This window comes from Pseudomonas sp. TSO6, assembly GCF_056098905.1.
Genome location: NZ_JBLZWV010000007.1, coordinates 40,570 through 55,523, shown reverse-complemented (window position 1 = coordinate 55,523; position 14,954 = coordinate 40,570). Strand labels below are relative to the sequence as shown.

Genomic DNA, 14,954 nt, shown 5'->3' with positions numbered 1-14,954 from the left:
CAACACGCCCTCTGGCACGCCGTCTGGCGATGAGAGGCAGTCGCGTTAACGACCTTTCGGGCTGCTTTATGAACATTTGGACAGGTGGCTACCCAGGCGCCTTCGTCTGAGCGAGAATCCCTGCGATTCGTCAGCCTGTTGAGGAGAAAAGGGATGAAATCATTGGCATGGCTGGCGCTGCTGGCCGTCATATCGGGCGCCCAGGCCGGCGAGGAAGAAAGCACCCCGTGCGACAACGTCGACACCGACCAGCAGACCTACGCCTGCGCTGCGTTCAACAAGCAGACGGCCGAGCGGGAGCTGAAGTCGGCTTACGATGACTTGATCCAGCGCATTCGCGATCAATATGCCGACGAAAGCGACCAGGCCACTGCCCTGATCGGGCGCATGGACGCGGCAGAGAAGCTGTGGACGCAACTGCGCGATGCTGATTGCAAGGTTGAGACCTATGCCGAGAAGCAGGGGAGCAAGGCATTCCAGGCGGCCTGGGATACCTGCGTGGCCCAGCGCAGTGATGACCGGTCGGAGTATTTGCAGTCCATTGGCCAGCAGTGAAATCCCTGTTTCCTGCGCAGGCCCTATCGCCGGCAAGCCAGCTCCCACAGGTACCCCACGGCATTCAAAGCCTGTGCAATACCTGTGGGAGCTGGCTTGCCGGCGATAGGGCCAGTGCAGGAGGAAATCAAACTGCCCTGGCCAACCTGTCCTCCCGCGGGCAACGCTGATACCGGGCCCGATAACAGCGGGTAAAGTACGAAGCCGACTCAAACCCACAAGCCACCCCCACCTCCAGCACACTCATGTCGGTCTGGCGCAACAACTGCCGCGCCTTGTCCAGCCGCAGCCGCAAATAGAACCCACTGGGCGTGTCGTCCAAGTGCACACGAAACAGCCGCTCCAGCTGGCGCCGGGTCACCTGCACCGCTTCAGCCAGCACCTGGGTATTGAGCGGTTGTTCGGTGTTGCGCTCCATTTCGCCAATCACCTTCACCAGTTTCTTGTTGCTGATGCCATAGCGGCTGGCGATCTGCATGCGCTGGTGGTCCTGTCGCTGGCGGATACGCCCGAGCACGAATTGCTCCGACACCTGCACCGCCAGTTCACTGCCGTGGGCCTGTGCAATCAGGTCGAGCATCAAGTCAATGGACGCCGTGCCGCCAGCGCAAGTGATGCGCCGCCGGTCGATCTCGAACAGCTCCTGGGTCGCCTGCAGGCTCGGGTAGTTTTCCTTGAATGCCTCCAGCGCCTCCCAGTGCACGGTGGCGCGGTGGCCGTCGAGCAGGCCGGCCTCGGCCAGTACCACTGCACCCGTGTCGATGCCGCCGAGTATCACCCCTTCATGATCCAGGCGGCGTAGCACCTGTTGCAGCGCCTGGCCATAACAGGCCAGGGGATCGAAACCGGCCACGATCAGCAGGATGCCGGCAGGCTCGCCCGCGGCCAGCGCCGCATCGGCGTTTACCGACATGCCGTTGCTGGCCTGCACCGCACCGCCATCCAGGCTCAATACCTGCCAACGGTAGGACGGCCCCTTGAACCGGTTGGCTACCCGCAGCGGCTCCAGGGCACTGATGAAGCCCATGGCCGAGAACCCGGGCAACAGCAGAAATTGAATGTTTTGCAGCATTGCATGCTCCACGGCAAAGGTGGTCGCCTCCGTGCAAGTGTTGGTCGCCAGGGTGCGATTTTTCACCCTGCGTGCAGCGTAGCGTGTTCACACGGCCCAGAGAGACCGAACCCCATAACAATATGCACTGCCGATGGAGAGCCACCATGCACAGCTTGATCCGCCGCAGCCTGTTGACCCTTGCCCTGAGCAGCATCGCCACTTCCCCGCTTTACGCCGCCGAACCTGCGGCCTGCAAGAACGTCCGCCTGGGCGTGGTCAACTGGACCGACGTCATCGCCACCAGCGCCATGGCGCAGGTGCTGCTCGACGGCCTGGGCTACCAGACCAAACAGACCAGCGCCTCGCAGCAGATCATCTTCGCCGGCATCCGCGACAAGCGCCTGGATATGTTCCTGGGTTACTGGAACCCGATCATGACCCAGACCATCACCCCGTTCATCGATGCCCAGCAGGTGAAGGTGCTGGAAAAGCCCAGCCTGGAAGATGCCCGGGCGACCCTGGCAGTGCCGAAGTACCTGTATGACAAAGGCCTGAAGACCTTCGCCGACATCCACAAGTTCGAGAAGGAGCTGGGCGGCAAGATCTACGGCATCGAGCCCGGCTCCGGCGCCAACACCCAGATCAAGGCGATGATCACCAAGAACCAGTTCGGCCTGGGCAAGTTCCAGCTGGTCGAGTCCAGCGAGGCCGGCATGCTTGCTGCCGTCGACCGCGCCGTGCGGCGCAAGGAGGCCGTGGTGTTCTTCGGCTGGGCGCCGCACCCGATGAATGTGAACATCGACATGGCCTACCTGGGCGAGAGCCAGGACGCCCTGGGCCCGGACGAAGGCCGCGCAACGGTGTGGACGGTGACTGCCCCGGACTACGCCGAACGCTGCCCCAACGCCCACCGCCTGCTGGCCAACCTGAACTTCAGCGCCGAGGACGAGAGCCGCATGATGCAGCCGCTGCTCGACCACAAGGATGCGCTGGAATCGGCCCGCCAGTGGCTCAAGGACCACCCCGATGACAAAGCCCGCTGGCTTGAGGGCGTGACCACCTTCGATGGCAAGCCGGCCGCAGACAACCTCAAGCTCACTGCCAACTGATCCGGCCCTTTCGCGGGCACGCCCGCTCCCACAGGTTCTCCCTACGCCCAGGGTTCACGCGAACCCTGTGGGAGCTGGCTTGCCGGCGATAGGGCCAGCACAGACAACACAAGGAACCCCGCCATGAACCACGACGTCATCATCACCTGCGCCCTCACCGGCGCCGGTGACACCGCTTCGAAAAGCCACTTGGTCCCGGTCACACCCAAGCAGATTGCCGAGTCCGCCGTCGAAGCCGCCAAGGCCGGCGCCACCGTGGTCCATTGCCACGTTCGCGACCCGCAAACCGGCCGTTTCAGCCGTGACGTAAACCTTTACCGCGAAGTCATGGAACGCATCCGCGAAGCCGACGTGGACATCATCGTCAACCTCACCGCCGGCATGGGCGGCGACCTGGAAATCGGCCCGGGCGAAACGCCCCTGGAGTTCGGCCCGGGCACCGACCTGATCGGCCCGCTGGAGCGCCTGGCCCATGTCGAAGCGCTGCTGCCGGAAATCTGCACCCTCGACTGCGGCACCCTCAACTTCGGCGACGGCAACTCGATCTACGTGTCCACCCCGGCCCAACTGCGCGCCGGCGCCAAACGCATCACCGAACTGGGCGTGAAAGCCGAACTGGAAATCTTCGACACCGGCCACCTGTGGTTCGCCAAGCAAATGATGAAGGAAGGGCTGCTCGAAGACCCGCTGTTCCAGCTGTGCCTGGGCATCCCGTGGGGCGCACCGGCCGACACCACCACCATGAAGGCGATGGTGGACAACCTGCCTGCCAACGTCACTTGGGCCGGCTTCGGCATCGGCCGCATGCAGATGCCCATGGCCGCCCAGGCCGTGTTGCTCGGCGGCAATGTGCGGGTGGGCCTGGAAGACAACTTGTATCTGGACCGTGGGGTGCTGGCCAGCAATGGCCAACTGGTGGAACGCGCAAGCGAGATCATCACCCGCATGGGTGGCCGCATCCTGTCCCCGGCAGAAGGCCGGGAAAAAATGAATCTCAAGCGCCGCTGACACTTCAGGAGACTGATATGCCCTTCATCACTGAGATCAAGACCTTCGCCGCTTTGGGTAGCGGCGTAATCGGCAGCGGCTGGGTTGCCCGCGCCCTCGCCCACGGCCTGGACGTGGTCGCCTGGGACCCGGCCCCCGGTGCCGAGCAAGCACTGCGCAAGCGCATCGCCAACGCTTGGCCAGCACTAGAAAAACAAGGCCTGACCCAAGGTGCGTCCCAAAACCGGCTGAAGTTCGTCAGCACCATCGAGGAATGCGTGCGCAACGCCGATTTCATACAGGAAAGCGCACCAGAGCGCCTGGACCTCAAGCTCGACCTGCACGCAAAAATCAGTGCCGCAGCCAAGCCTGACGCAATCATCGGCTCAAGCACTTCGGGCCTGTTGCCCAGTGAATTCTACGAGTCGTCGACTCACCCTGAACGCTGTGTTGTCGGCCACCCCTTCAACCCGGTGTACCTGCTGCCGCTGGTGGAGATCGTTGGCGGTAGCCGCACCTCACCCGAGGCCATTGAAGCTGCCAAAACCATCTACACCGCACTCGGCATGCGCCCGCTGCATGTGCGCAAGGAAGTGCCAGGCTTCATCGCCGACCGCCTGCTCGAAGCGCTCTGGCGCGAGGCCTTGCACCTGGTCAACGACGGCGTTGCCACCACGGGCGAAATCGACGACGCGATTCGCTTCGGCGCAGGCTTGCGCTGGTCGTTCATGGGCACGTTCCTTACCTACACCCTGGCCGGTGGCGATGCCGGCATGCGCCACTTCATGTCGCAGTTCGGCCCGGCCCTCAAGCTGCCCTGGACCTACCTGCCGGCGCCGGAGCTTACCGACAAGCTGATCGACGATGTGGTGGACGGCACCTCCGAGCAACTGGGCGAGCGTAGCATCGCCGCGCTAGAGCGCTATCGTGATGACACCCTGCTGGCGGTGCTGGAAGCCGTGAAGACCAGCAAGGCCAAACACGGCATGGCCTTTGGCGATTGAGGAGTCAGCAATGCCCGCACTTGTCACCTACCGCACCCCAGTCCAGAAGGACTGGGTGGACTACAACGGGCATCTGCGCGATGCCTATTACCTGCTGATATTCAGCTATGCCACCGATGCGCTGATGGAGCGCATCGGCCTGGATGCCGACAGCCGCGGGCAGAGTGGGCATTCATTGTTCACGCTGGAGGCCCACATCAATTACCTGCATGAGGTAAAGCTCGGCACCGAGGTGTGGGTACAGACGCAAATCATCGGCTTTGATCGCAAACGCCTTCACGTCTATCACAGCCTGCACCGTGCGGGATTCACCGAGGCGATGGCGGCTAGCGAGATGATGCTATTGCACGTGGACCTGGCGGGCCCGCACTCAGCGCCTTTTGGGAATACAACAATTGCACAATTGAAATACTTGGTCGAACAACAGCACGGGGGTGCGCCTCAATATCTGGGACGCACCATACGACTTCCCTTGAGTAAATAATTATTGGACGCCATGGTGCATACCTACGCGATGAACCATGGCACCTTATTTGTTAGAGGCAGACATGGACAGCCCTATCAGTCACTCATACGACACTCTATACACTGGCCCTGTCAGTCTCTTTGTAAAGCTAAAACCCTCAGGCCTACCACTGCCGGAGTGCACATCAGTGATAACAAAATCTCCAGAAAAATTGCTTCCTTCATAGCAACTATTTACAGTATACAAAATGTTCGCAAAACATAGTTTTCTCGGCGTGGAACCACTGTCAAAATCGCGCACTACAACCCTTACCGGATTCACGTCATTGTCCTTGCATTCGGTATACCATGTGAGAAGAATGCTACCACCCGGACTCAGATGGACGAAGCAACCCCGGCCATTCGTCCCATATAACCACAAGCGAATATCAGGACTAGGATCTGGGTAAAAATTTGCCACCTTTTCCCGATGCTCGTTGAAACGGCGAGCATTGTCATGGTTTTGCACGGTACCAATCGCTACACCTTGATGCTGTATGCGCGGGTTGGAAAAATAAGGGATCGCACCGTGGGATGTCCACATAAGGGTGTGGAATTTCGGAGAAGCGTGCTGATAACCATGGTTGTAGCCTTTGCTCGGGTCTGTTCCTGCAAGCCCATGCCCCCCGTCCAGGTTATGTCCTAGCTCATGCGCCAACGTGGCGCCTATGCAACTGAATACCGAGTAACCAAGTTGCTTGCTGGAAGCGGGCTGATAACCTACACCGCATACTTCGCTGAATGTCGAAAGCATTGAAACCAGATCAGCCCTCAACGCGTCCCGTTGCAGATAGACAGCTCTGCCCAAGTCGGTATTGGCCCCCCTCAATTCACCAAGCTGCGCGCCGTAACTACCGGTTTCGTTGTAGTTTGCGTCATAATATCCGGCCAACTGATAGGTAACTTCAACTTGACTATTTTTTAGGTATTGATTGGCATCCTGCAGCGCTTGCGCTAAGCGCAACCGATAGTCCGGATACTTGGTACGCGATTGATTAGTCGAGACAAAAAGCACCCTAATGACGCTGTGTGTAGAGGCGGGCGCGCTCGAAGCTGAGCTGGCCTTGATTGATCCCTCGATAGCCCTGATGGGCTCACCCTCTGGCGGCAACTTTGACTCGTCAACTTTGACCAGTGCATATTGCCCCTCGCCGACAGGATCAATTCGATAGCGCTGCCCTTCGACTACAAGATTGCCCACTATACGATTGCCTTGTTTGGCAATAGATAAGTAATAAAACGGGTCGTTGTCCATCTCTGCAGAGCTCGCTGGCGCATGCGTCTGTTTCCAGGTGGATGGCGTGTAACCAACCCAGCCTTCAATACCCGCCGTGAGGGTATTGAAGTCACGAAGGTTGAACGCGGCCGTCTTGCCGTTTGGTAGCGTTACTGCCAACGCTTGAGTTTCATTGCTGACGAGCGCTGGGTTTACCTTGATCCAGGTAATCTCTTGGGTTGATGGATCAGCCAGTACAGTAGCCAGGTATCCTGTGGCCGTTTTCTGAAGTGCATTGCGATCAGGCGTTGGTTCAAGCGTAAACAGTTGCTGCAACGCGCTTGAAGTGCCATTGTCCGGCGAGGTCAATGACGAGCACGCCGAGGCCATGGTCAAAATTGCCCCGAGCACTAAGACCTTACAGATATTCTTATTCACGCTTTCCGCTCCGTTGGAATTCCATCCCCTACAGAAGAGCAAAAAATTCTGCAGCCCGTCATCTGGCAAAAATGCTAGGTGTATGGTTGTACAGGGGAATAAGCGGAATAAAAATAGCCCCGAAAAGCCGTGAGCGTCCGGGGCCAAGAGCGAGCAACATCCACTGTGCATGAGCGAGGGTGACCAAACCCTCTGGTACCGTGAATGGCTTCAGTGTGCGGGCTTGGCGGGTTGGCGATTTAGCCGTAAACGACCTGTTCTTAGCCAAAGCAGTCATGGCGACATCTTGTTGTTGCGGGCATGTCGCGGTCGTCACAGAATCGGTCGTAAATCACAGCAGCACTCTCTTAGCGATAAAAGGGACAACAGCCATGATGCATGCGGATTTGATTGATCAGGACGACCTGGCAGGCCACCTGCGCGCGCGCGGTTTCGACATCCCCGCCGGGGCCACTGCCGAGCAGGCCTGCGAGGCGGTGGTATGCGGGCTGACCGAGCCCAATGCGCGGGCACTGAAAGGGATGGTGGAGCAGATGTATACCGGTAGCGCGACGATTCTGCCCGCGGTGCGCCAGGCGATCGACAAGCAACTGTTGCCAGCACTGGCGCAGTTCAACAAACGCGCGTAACTGGGTTTTGCTGTACTGGCCTGTTCGCGGGTAAACCCGCTCCCACAGGTTACCCCGCTGCCCTTGAAAGGAGCGGGGTACCTGTGGAAGCGGGTTTACCCGCGAAGAGGCCAGCTCTGTTTCAGAGCCTTACACTGGCAAAGGTCGACTCGTTGCGCGCCTGGCTCAGGGCCGCCATTGGCCCGCTGTGTGGCGACAGGGTCATAGCCTGCGGAATCGGCATCATCGCTACCTGCTGCGCGGTATTGGAACCCACACGCTCGTCACGCGGCGGGATGCCGAAGTACTCGCGGTAGCACTTGGAGAAGTGCGGCGTGGACACAAAACCACACACCGACGCCACTTCGATGATCGACATCGGTGTCTGCTTCAGCAGCTGCCGCGCACGGATCAGGCGCAGTTTCAGGTAGTAGCGCGATGGCGAGCAGTGCAGGTACTTCTGGAACAGCCGTTCAAGCTGGCGCCGCGACACCGCCACGTACACCGCCAGTTCGTCCAGGTCGATCGGCTCTTCGAGGTTGGCCTCCATCAGCGCGACGATTTCCTGCAACTTCGGCTGGTTGGTACCGAGCATGTGCTTGAGCGGCACGCGCTGGTGGTCCTGCTCGTTGCGGATGCGCTCATAGACGAACATCTCGGAGATGGCCGCCGACAGCTCGCGGCCATGGTCGCGGCTGATCAGGTGCAACATCATGTCCAGCGGCGCAGTGCCGCCGGAGCTGGTGAAGCGGTTACGGTCGAGGGTGAACAGGCGGGTGCTCATGTTCACCCGTGGGTAGGCTTCCTGCATGGCCGCCAGGCACTCCCAGTGCACACTGCAATCGAAACCGTCGAGCAGCCCGGCACAGGCCAGGGCCCAGCTGCCGGTGCACACCGCGCCAAGGCGGCGCGACTGACGGGCCTGGGCCTGCAGCCAGGTCACATGCTCACGGGTAACAGTGCGCTGGATGCCCACGCCGCCGCAGACGATCACGGTATCGATGGGCGGCGCGCTGTGCATGGCGGCATCGGGGGTGATCTGCAGGCCGTCGCTGGCCCAGACCTGGCCGCCGTCGACCGTCAGGGTGTGCCAGCGGTACAGCTCGCGGCCGGACAGCTGGTTGGCCATGCGCAGCGGCTCGACGGCCGATGCCAGGGAAATCAGGGTGAAATTGTCCAGTAGAAGAAACCCGATGGACTGGGGTGCTGTGCGGTTCTGGGTTGGGGTCCCGGAGGTGTACGACGTCATCGCGATTTCTCCTCACACAAATGCAGGGTGTGCCTCAGGCGGGCACTGATTTCTTGTTATGACCCCTCGGTCATTTTCCGGGGGTAGGTTGCCAATCTCAACGCAAACGCCGTGCCTGAAATTGAACGGCTATCCAAAAAAACCTGAAAACGACACCTGCATCAGGCAAATCAGGGGCTTCGGCCGAGTTGGCAGAGAGTCGCAAAACAGGCGTGCTAGGCGCCGTGCGTGTAACGGCTGAGCAATTTGGTGACACGTGCAGCGTAAGTTGCCCAGAAACGACACTCTTGAGTGTCACCGACAATGCCGACACTGATCGCGACACCCGACGATCGGTAGGCGGCGGGCGCACCATAAGGAGGCATTGGTGGTTATGTTGCACCTGCATCAACCTTCAAAGGCCTCTTCGCGGGTGAACCCGCGAAGCGGCCAGCAAACCTGGTAGAGATCAGCACTCGATAGCGCTGACCGCCAGGCCACCGCGCGAGGTCTCTTTGTACTTGTCGTGCATGTCGGCCCCGGTATCGCGCATGGTGCGGATCACCTGGTCGAGGGAAATGAAGTGCTCGCCGTCACCGCGCAGCGCCATCTGCACCGCGTTGATGGCTTTTACCGCAGCAATCGCGTTGCGCTCGATGCACGGCACCTGCACCAACCCGCCGACCGGGTCGCAGGTCAGGCCGAGGTTGTGTTCCAAGGCAATTTCGGCCGCGTTCTCCACCTGTGGCGGGGTGGCACCCAACACTTCGGCAAGCCCTGCCGCCGCCATGGCGCAGGCTGAGCCGACTTCCCCCTGGCAACCCACTTCGGCCCCAGAGATCGAGGCGTTTTTCTTGCACAGGATGCCCACGGCAGCCGCAGCCAGGAAGTAATCGACAATGCTGGACTCGTTCACCTCATCGCTGAAGCGCATGTAGTAGTGCAGCACCGCCGGGATGATGCCGGCTGCGCCATTGGTGGGCGCGGTAACCATGCGCCCACCGGCGGCGTTCTCTTCGTTGACGGCCAGGGCGAACAGGTTGACCCATTCCATGGCGCTCATGGTCGAGCCGATCACGTTGGGCTTGCCGATCTCCTGCAGGCTGCGGTGCAGCTTGGCAGCGCGGCGGCGCACGTTCAGCCCGCCGGGCAGCGTGCCTTCGTATTTAAGGCCGTTGTTGACGCATTCCTGCATGGCTTCCCAGAGCTTGTGCAGGCCGGCGCGGATCTCTTGTTCGCTGCGCCAGACCTTCTCGTTGGCCATCATCAATTGCGACACGCTGAGGTCGTTTTGCTTGCACAGCCGCAGCAGTTCGGCGGCGCTGTTGAAGTCGTACGGCAGCACCGTCTGGTCGGCATCCAGCACACCGCTGGCGGCCTGGGCGGCATCGACCACAAAGCCGCCACCCACCGAGTAGTAGGTGTCGCGGTGCAACTCGCCCTGCTCGCCTTCGGCAATCAGGGTCATGGCGTTGGGGTGATACGGCAGGTTCTCGTCCAGCAGCAGCATGTCGCGGGCCCAGACAAACTCGATCGGCAAGCGGCTATCGAGCTGCAGCGTGTTGGTTTCGCGCAGGTCGGCGATGCGCGGCACGATCTGGGTCGGGTCAATGGCGTCAGGCCATTCGCCCATCAGGCCCATGACCGTGGCGTTGTCGGTGCCGTGACCGATGCCGGTGGCCGACAGCGAGCCATACAGGCGCACTTCGATCCGTTTTACACGTTCCAGCTCGCCGCGTTCGCGAAGGCCCTGAACAAACAGGGCGCCAGCACGCATGGGGCCGACGGTGTGGGAGCTGGAGGGCCCGACACCGATCTTGAACAGGTCGAACACGCTGATGGCCATTGTCGAATCACCTCTTGCTGGGCTTGTCTCTGCGCGCCATGCGCAGGGCGGGGCAACTGCTAGGCTCAAACAGCGGGCCGCCTTGAATGCCAGCATCATCGGGCTTTTACCGTACCCCTCGCCGTCTGCAACCGACGTACTTTTGTCCAGCCGCGCCGCGCTGTTTTTGCTCAAGGAGCGGCCCTCACCACGCCGCTTTCCGGCGGCCTGGTGACGCAAAAATGCGGCCGAGGGGGTGGATAAACCCATAAGCGACATCGCCCTTACTGGATACGACCCGTTCCGTACTGGATACGACCCTACCAGTAGGCGATTGCCCGGCGCTGGAGGATTATCGAAAGCGACTCGTAAAGCACGGCCACGCATCCTGCCCTCTGCAGGCCTGGTCGACCGGACCCTCAGAAAGCCCGGCGACCCACGCGAACCCGAAGACAATATCTCAGGAGTCCATCCATGAAAGGTTCACCCTCGCTGTTGCTGGTTGCGTTGCTGTCCACGCCCTTGCTGGCCCAGGCCGCCGAACCCGAGCAGTGTCAGACGGTACGTTTCTCCGACGTCGGCTGGACCGACATCACAGTCACGACCGCGACCACCAGCGTTGTGCTCGAAGCCCTGGGTTACAAAACCCACACCACCATGATCTCGGTACCCGTGACCTACAAGTCGCTGGCCACCGGCAAGGACCTGGACGTGTTTCTCGGCAACTGGATGCCGACCATGGAGAACGACATCAAGCAGTACCGCGACGCTGGCACCGTGGAAACGGTGCGCGCCAACCTGGAAAACGCCAAGTACACCTTGGCCGTGCCCCAGGCGCTGTACGACAAGGGCCTGAAAGATTTTGCCGACATTCCCAAGTTCAAGCAGGAACTGGACGGCAAGATCTACGGCATCGAGCCTGGCAACGATGGCAACCGCACCATCCAGAGCATGATCGACAAGAACGCCTTCGGCCTGAAGGACGCCGGTTTCAAGATTGTGCAATCGAGCGAGGCCGGCATGCTGTCGCAGGTCGACCGCGCGCAGAAACGTGGCGAGTCGGTCGTGTTCCTGGGCTGGGAACCGCACCCGATGAACACCCGCTTCAAGATGCAGTACCTGACCGGCGGGGATGAGTTCTTCGGCCCCGATTTCGGCAAGGCGACCGTATTGACCAATACCCGCAAAGGCTACGCGCAGGAATGCAGCAACGTTGGCCAACTGCTCAAGAACCTGTCGTTCGAGCTCAAGGATGAAAGCACCATGATGGGCTATGTCCTGGACGACAAGATGAAACCCGAAGCAGCCGCCAAGAAGTGGCTTAAAGACAACCCCGGCAAGCTGGACACCTGGCTTGCCGGCGTTACCACTGTTGATGGCAAACCCGGCCTTGAGGCGGCCAAGGCCAAGCTAGCGCAATAACGCAGCACGCAATAGCGCTACCTCGGGGCAGGACCGTGCCTGCCCCGGGTTGATTTCAATCTATGCAGGTGGAAGCTCGCTATCATGCTTATCGATCAGAAAATACCCCTGGGCCAGTACATCGCGTCGTTCGTCGAGTGGCTGACCCAGAACGGCGCAAATTACTTCGACGCCATCGCGCAAGGCCTGGAATTCATGATCCATGGCGTCACCAGTGCCCTGACCTGGTTCAACCCTTTCGTCCTCATCGCCCTGTTCGCCGGCCTGGCACACCTGATCCAGCGCAAGTGGGGGCTGACCGCATTCGTTGCCCTGTCATTCCTGCTTATCTTCAACCTGGGTTACTGGCAGGAAACCATGGAAACCCTGGCGCAGGTGACCTTCGCCACGGTGGTGTGCGTGGTGATTGGCGTGCCGCTGGGCATCCTCGCTGCGCACAAACCGATGTTCTATACCGCCATGCGCCCGGTACTCGACCTGATGCAGACGGTGCCCACCTTCGTCTACCTGATCCCCACCCTGACCCTGTTCGGCCTGGGTGTGGTACCGGGGCTGATCTCTACCGTGGTCTTCGCCATTGCGGCGCCAATCCGCCTCACCTACCTGGGCATCTGCGATGTCCCGCAGGAGCTGATGGACGCTGGCAAGGCCTTTGGCTGCTCGCGTCGCCAATTGCTTACCCGTATCGAACTGCCGCATGCGATGCCCAGCATCGCCGCCGGCGTCACCCAGTGCATCATGCTGTCGCTGTCGATGGTAGTAATCGCCGCCCTGGTGGGCGCTGACGGCCTGGGCAAACCTGTGGTCAACGCACTGAACACCGCCGATATCTCCCTGGGCTTCGAAGCGGGCCTGGCGATCGTGCTGCTGGCAATCATGCTCGACCGTATCTGCAAGCAACCGGAACTGCCGGTAAGGGGTGAGGCATGAGCATCATTCGTTTCGAAGACGTCGACGTCATTTTCTCCAACAAGCCGCGCGAGGCACTGTCGCTGCTGGACCAGGGCAAGACCCGCGAACAGATCCTCAAGCAGACCGGCCTGGTGGTCGGCGTCGAAAAGGCCAACCTTGATATCAACAAGGGTGAGATCTGCGTGCTGATGGGCTTGTCCGGCTCGGGCAAATCGAGCCTGCTGCGCTGCATCAACGGCCTGAACACCGTCAGCCGCGGCAAGCTGTTTGTCGAGCACGAAGGCAAGCACATCGACATTGCGCACTGCACCCCGGCCGAGCTGAAAATGATGCGCACCAAGCGCATTGCCATGGTGTTCCAGAAGTTCGCCCTGATGCCCTGGCTGACGGTGCGCGAGAACATCAGCTTTGGCCTGGAAATGCAGGGCCGCCCTGAAAAGGAACGGCGCAAGCTGGTGGACGAGAAGCTCGAGCTGGTGGGCTTGACCCAGTGGCGCAACAAGAAGCCGGACGAGCTGTCGGGCGGCATGCAGCAGCGCGTGGGCCTGGCCCGGGCGCTGGCGATGGATGCCGACATCCTGCTGATGGACGAACCGTTCTCGGCACTGGACCCGCTGATCCGCCAGGGCCTGCAAGACGAGCTGCTGGGCCTGCAGGCCAAGCTGAGCAAGACCATCGTGTTCGTCAGCCACGACCTGGACGAGGCCCTGAAGCTGGGTACCCGCATTGCGATCATGAAGGACGGGCGGATCATCCAGTACAGCAAGCCGGAGGAGATCGTGCTCAACCCGGCCGACGAGTACGTGCGTACCTTCGTCGCCCACACCAACCCGCTGAACGTGCTGTGCGGCCGCAGCCTGATGCGCAGCCTGGACAACTGCAAGCGGGTCAATGGCTCGGTGTGCCTGGACCCGGGTATCGATTCGTGGCTGGACCTGGGCGAAGGCGGCGCGCTCAAGCGTGCACGCCAGGGCCAGAACGGGCTGGACATGCAGAACTGGGCACCGGGGCAGGATGTGGAGCTGCTGGAGCGCAGGCCGACCGTGGTGCACGCCGACATCGGCATGCGCGAGGCGCTGCAGATTCGTTATCAGACCGGCAACAAGCTGGTGTTGCAGGATAACGACAGGGTGGTGGGGATTCTTGGGGATACCGAGCTTTATCACGCGTTGCTCGGCAAGAACCACGGGTGATGCCCCCGGGCCCGCTTTGCGGGCCATTCGCAGCACAAGGCTGCTCCTACAGGGGAATGCGTATCCCTGTAGGAGCAGCCTTGTGCTGCGAATGGAGGGCAAAGCCCTCCCGGCAATCTGTCAGCGAACGACGATGCCGCGCGAAGCCATGTAGGCCTTGGCCTCCGGCACCGTGTACTCGCCAAAGTGGAAGATACTGGCCGCCAGCACCGCGCTGGCATGCCCTTCCAGAATGCCGTCAGCCAGGTGCTGCAGGTTACCCACCCCCCCCGAGGCAATCACCGGAATGCCCAGCGCATCACTGATCGCGCGGGTAACACCCAGGTCGAAGCCGTTCTTCATGCCGTCCTGGTCCATGCTGGTCAGCAGGATCTCACCTGCGCCCAGGCCTTCCATCTTCTTCGCCCACTCGACTGCATCCAGCCCGGTCGGCTTGCGCCCGCCGTGGGTGAAGATTTCCCAGCGTGGCGTTTCACCTGGCCCGGACACCTTCTTGGCATCGATGGCGACAACGATGCACTGCGAACCGAAACGGTCCGCCGCCTCGCCCACAAACTCCGGGTTGAACACCGCAGCCGTGTTGATCGAAACCTTGTCGGCACCGGCGTTGAGCAGGTTGCGAATGTCCTGCACGGTACGCACGCCACCGCCCACGGTCAGCGGGATGAACACCTGGCTGGCCATGCGCTCGACGGTATGCAGGGTGGTGTCGCGGCCATCGACGCTGGCGGTGATGTCGAGGAAGGTGATTTCGTCGGCACCCTGCTCGTTGTAGCGACGGGCAATTTCCACCGGGTCGCCGGCATCACGGATGTTCTCGAACTTGACGCCCTTGACCACCCGGCCGTTGTCCACGTCCAGGCAAGGGATGATGCGCTTGGCCAGTGCCATGGTTCAGT

14 protein-coding genes are annotated in these 14,954 nt (G+C 61.0%); 9 read left to right on the top strand and 5 right to left on the bottom strand.

From position 1 onward, the window contains the following. Window positions 1-153 precede the first annotated feature (153 nt). Window positions 154-555 (top strand): lysozyme inhibitor LprI family protein, encoded by a 402-nt coding sequence (locus ACN6NG_RS01435; protein ID WP_063423971.1) that lies wholly within the window; start codon window positions 154-156, stop codon window positions 553-555. A 127-nt stretch (window positions 556-682) separates the two neighbouring features. On the opposite strand, the gene ACN6NG_RS01430 is transcribed toward ACN6NG_RS01435, so the two are convergent. After that, complete coding sequence (locus tag ACN6NG_RS01430) at window positions 683-1,627, bottom strand: GlxA family transcriptional regulator (protein WP_016497616.1); 945 nt, start codon at window positions 1,625-1,627, stop codon at window positions 683-685. A gap of 146 nt (window positions 1,628-1,773) precedes the next feature. On the opposite strand from ACN6NG_RS01430, the gene choX reads away from it, so the two are divergent. The 4 genes from choX (at window position 1,774) to ACN6NG_RS01410 (ending at window position 5,193) form a co-directional block, all read left to right on the top strand. Further along, window positions 1,774-2,718 (top strand): choline ABC transporter substrate-binding protein, encoded by a 945-nt coding sequence (choX, locus tag ACN6NG_RS01425; RefSeq protein WP_016497615.1) that lies wholly within the window; start codon window positions 1,774-1,776, stop codon window positions 2,716-2,718. Window positions 2,719-2,841: 123 nt separating this feature from the next. Further along, the gene (gene cdhC, locus ACN6NG_RS01420; protein WP_353455938.1) at window positions 2,842-3,726 is read left to right on the top strand and encodes a 3-dehydrocarnitine:acetyl-CoA trimethylamine transferase CdhC; all 885 of its coding nucleotides are present in this window, start codon (window positions 2,842-2,844) and stop codon (window positions 3,724-3,726) included. Between the two features lie 17 nt (window positions 3,727-3,743). Continuing rightward, window positions 3,744-4,709: an L-carnitine dehydrogenase gene (locus tag ACN6NG_RS01415; RefSeq protein WP_063423973.1), complete on the top strand. Its 966-nt coding sequence runs from the start codon at window positions 3,744-3,746 to the stop codon at window positions 4,707-4,709. A gap of 10 nt (window positions 4,710-4,719) precedes the next feature. Next, window positions 4,720-5,193 (top strand): thioesterase family protein, encoded by a 474-nt coding sequence (locus tag ACN6NG_RS01410; protein ID WP_063423974.1) that lies wholly within the window; start codon window positions 4,720-4,722, stop codon window positions 5,191-5,193. An 81-nt stretch (window positions 5,194-5,274) separates the two neighbouring features. Here the strand turns inward: ACN6NG_RS01410 and ACN6NG_RS01405 are convergent, their stop codons facing one another. After that, complete coding sequence (locus ACN6NG_RS01405; RefSeq protein ID WP_240979195.1) at window positions 5,275-6,867, bottom strand: zinc-dependent metalloprotease family protein; 1,593 nt, start codon at window positions 6,865-6,867, stop codon at window positions 5,275-5,277. 371 nt (window positions 6,868-7,238) lie between these two features. Here ACN6NG_RS01405 and ACN6NG_RS01400 point away from each other — a divergent pair, with 371 nt between their 5' ends. Then, window positions 7,239-7,496, top strand: coding sequence for a hypothetical protein (locus tag ACN6NG_RS01400; RefSeq protein WP_063423975.1), 258 nt, complete (start codon window positions 7,239-7,241; stop codon window positions 7,494-7,496). Window positions 7,497-7,617: 121 nt separating this feature from the next. Here ACN6NG_RS01400 and gbdR read toward each other — a convergent pair whose 3' ends face one another. Both gbdR and ACN6NG_RS01390 read right to left on the bottom strand, forming a co-directional pair. After that, window positions 7,618-8,724 carry a choline metabolism transcriptional regulator GbdR gene (gene gbdR, locus ACN6NG_RS01395; protein ID WP_016497607.1) on the bottom strand — a complete coding sequence of 369 codons (1,107 nt, stop codon included), beginning with the start codon at window positions 8,722-8,724 and terminating at the stop codon, window positions 7,618-7,620. A gap of 448 nt (window positions 8,725-9,172) precedes the next feature. Further along, window positions 9,173-10,549, bottom strand: coding sequence for an L-serine ammonia-lyase (locus ACN6NG_RS01390; RefSeq protein WP_197898358.1), 1,377 nt, complete (start codon window positions 10,547-10,549; stop codon window positions 9,173-9,175). 453 nt (window positions 10,550-11,002) lie between these two features. Between ACN6NG_RS01390 and ACN6NG_RS01385 the strand changes: the two genes are divergently transcribed. The 3 genes from ACN6NG_RS01385 to choV all read left to right on the top strand — a co-directional run bounded on the left by ACN6NG_RS01385 (window position 11,003) and on the right by choV (window position 14,055). Then, on the top strand, window positions 11,003-11,950 hold the full coding sequence (locus ACN6NG_RS01385) for a choline ABC transporter substrate-binding protein (RefSeq protein WP_063423977.1): 948 nt from the start codon (window positions 11,003-11,005) through the stop codon (window positions 11,948-11,950). A gap of 81 nt (window positions 11,951-12,031) precedes the next feature. Next, window positions 12,032-12,880: a choline ABC transporter permease subunit gene (gene choW / locus ACN6NG_RS01380; protein WP_169725175.1), complete on the top strand. Its 849-nt coding sequence runs from the start codon at window positions 12,032-12,034 to the stop codon at window positions 12,878-12,880. After that, window positions 12,877-14,055 carry a choline ABC transporter ATP-binding protein gene (gene choV, locus ACN6NG_RS01375; RefSeq protein WP_019471303.1) on the top strand — a complete coding sequence of 393 codons (1,179 nt, stop codon included), beginning with the start codon at window positions 12,877-12,879 and terminating at the stop codon, window positions 14,053-14,055. The genes choW and choV overlap by 4 nt, the downstream gene beginning before the upstream one ends. A 120-nt stretch (window positions 14,056-14,175) precedes the next feature. Here choV and hisF read toward each other — a convergent pair whose 3' ends face one another. After that, window positions 14,176-14,946 carry an imidazole glycerol phosphate synthase subunit HisF gene (gene hisF / locus ACN6NG_RS01370; RefSeq protein WP_008091498.1) on the bottom strand — a complete coding sequence of 257 codons (771 nt, stop codon included), beginning with the start codon at window positions 14,944-14,946 and terminating at the stop codon, window positions 14,176-14,178. Window positions 14,947-14,954: the final 8 nt, after the last annotated feature.

What these genes read in the sequence shown, in the direction of transcription:
- ACN6NG_RS01400 (WP_063423975.1), top strand. Translation starts at nt 7,239, where the DNA reads ATGATGCATGCGGATTTGATTGATCAGGACGACCTGGCAGGCCACCTG.
- choX (WP_016497615.1), top strand. Translation starts at nt 1,774, where the DNA reads ATGCACAGCTTGATCCGCCGCAGCCTGTTGACCCTTGCCCTGAGCAGC.
- ACN6NG_RS01410 (WP_063423974.1), top strand. Translation starts at nt 4,720, where the DNA reads ATGCCCGCACTTGTCACCTACCGCACCCCAGTCCAGAAGGACTGGGTG.
- cdhC (WP_353455938.1), top strand. Translation starts at nt 2,842, where the DNA reads ATGAACCACGACGTCATCATCACCTGCGCCCTCACCGGCGCCGGTGAC.
- choV (WP_019471303.1), top strand. Translation starts at nt 12,877, where the DNA reads ATGAGCATCATTCGTTTCGAAGACGTCGACGTCATTTTCTCCAACAAG.
- ACN6NG_RS01435 (WP_063423971.1), top strand. Translation starts at nt 154, where the DNA reads ATGAAATCATTGGCATGGCTGGCGCTGCTGGCCGTCATATCGGGCGCC.
- hisF (WP_008091498.1), bottom strand. Translation starts at nt 14,946, where the DNA reads ATGGCACTGGCCAAGCGCATCATCCCTTGCCTGGACGTGGACAACGGC.
- ACN6NG_RS01430 (WP_016497616.1), bottom strand. Translation starts at nt 1,627, where the DNA reads ATGCTGCAAAACATTCAATTTCTGCTGTTGCCCGGGTTCTCGGCCATG.
- ACN6NG_RS01415 (WP_063423973.1), top strand. Translation starts at nt 3,744, where the DNA reads ATGCCCTTCATCACTGAGATCAAGACCTTCGCCGCTTTGGGTAGCGGC.
- gbdR (WP_016497607.1), bottom strand. Translation starts at nt 8,724, where the DNA reads ATGACGTCGTACACCTCCGGGACCCCAACCCAGAACCGCACAGCACCC.
- ACN6NG_RS01385 (WP_063423977.1), top strand. Translation starts at nt 11,003, where the DNA reads ATGAAAGGTTCACCCTCGCTGTTGCTGGTTGCGTTGCTGTCCACGCCC.
- ACN6NG_RS01390 (WP_197898358.1), bottom strand. Translation starts at nt 10,549, where the DNA reads ATGGCCATCAGCGTGTTCGACCTGTTCAAGATCGGTGTCGGGCCCTCC.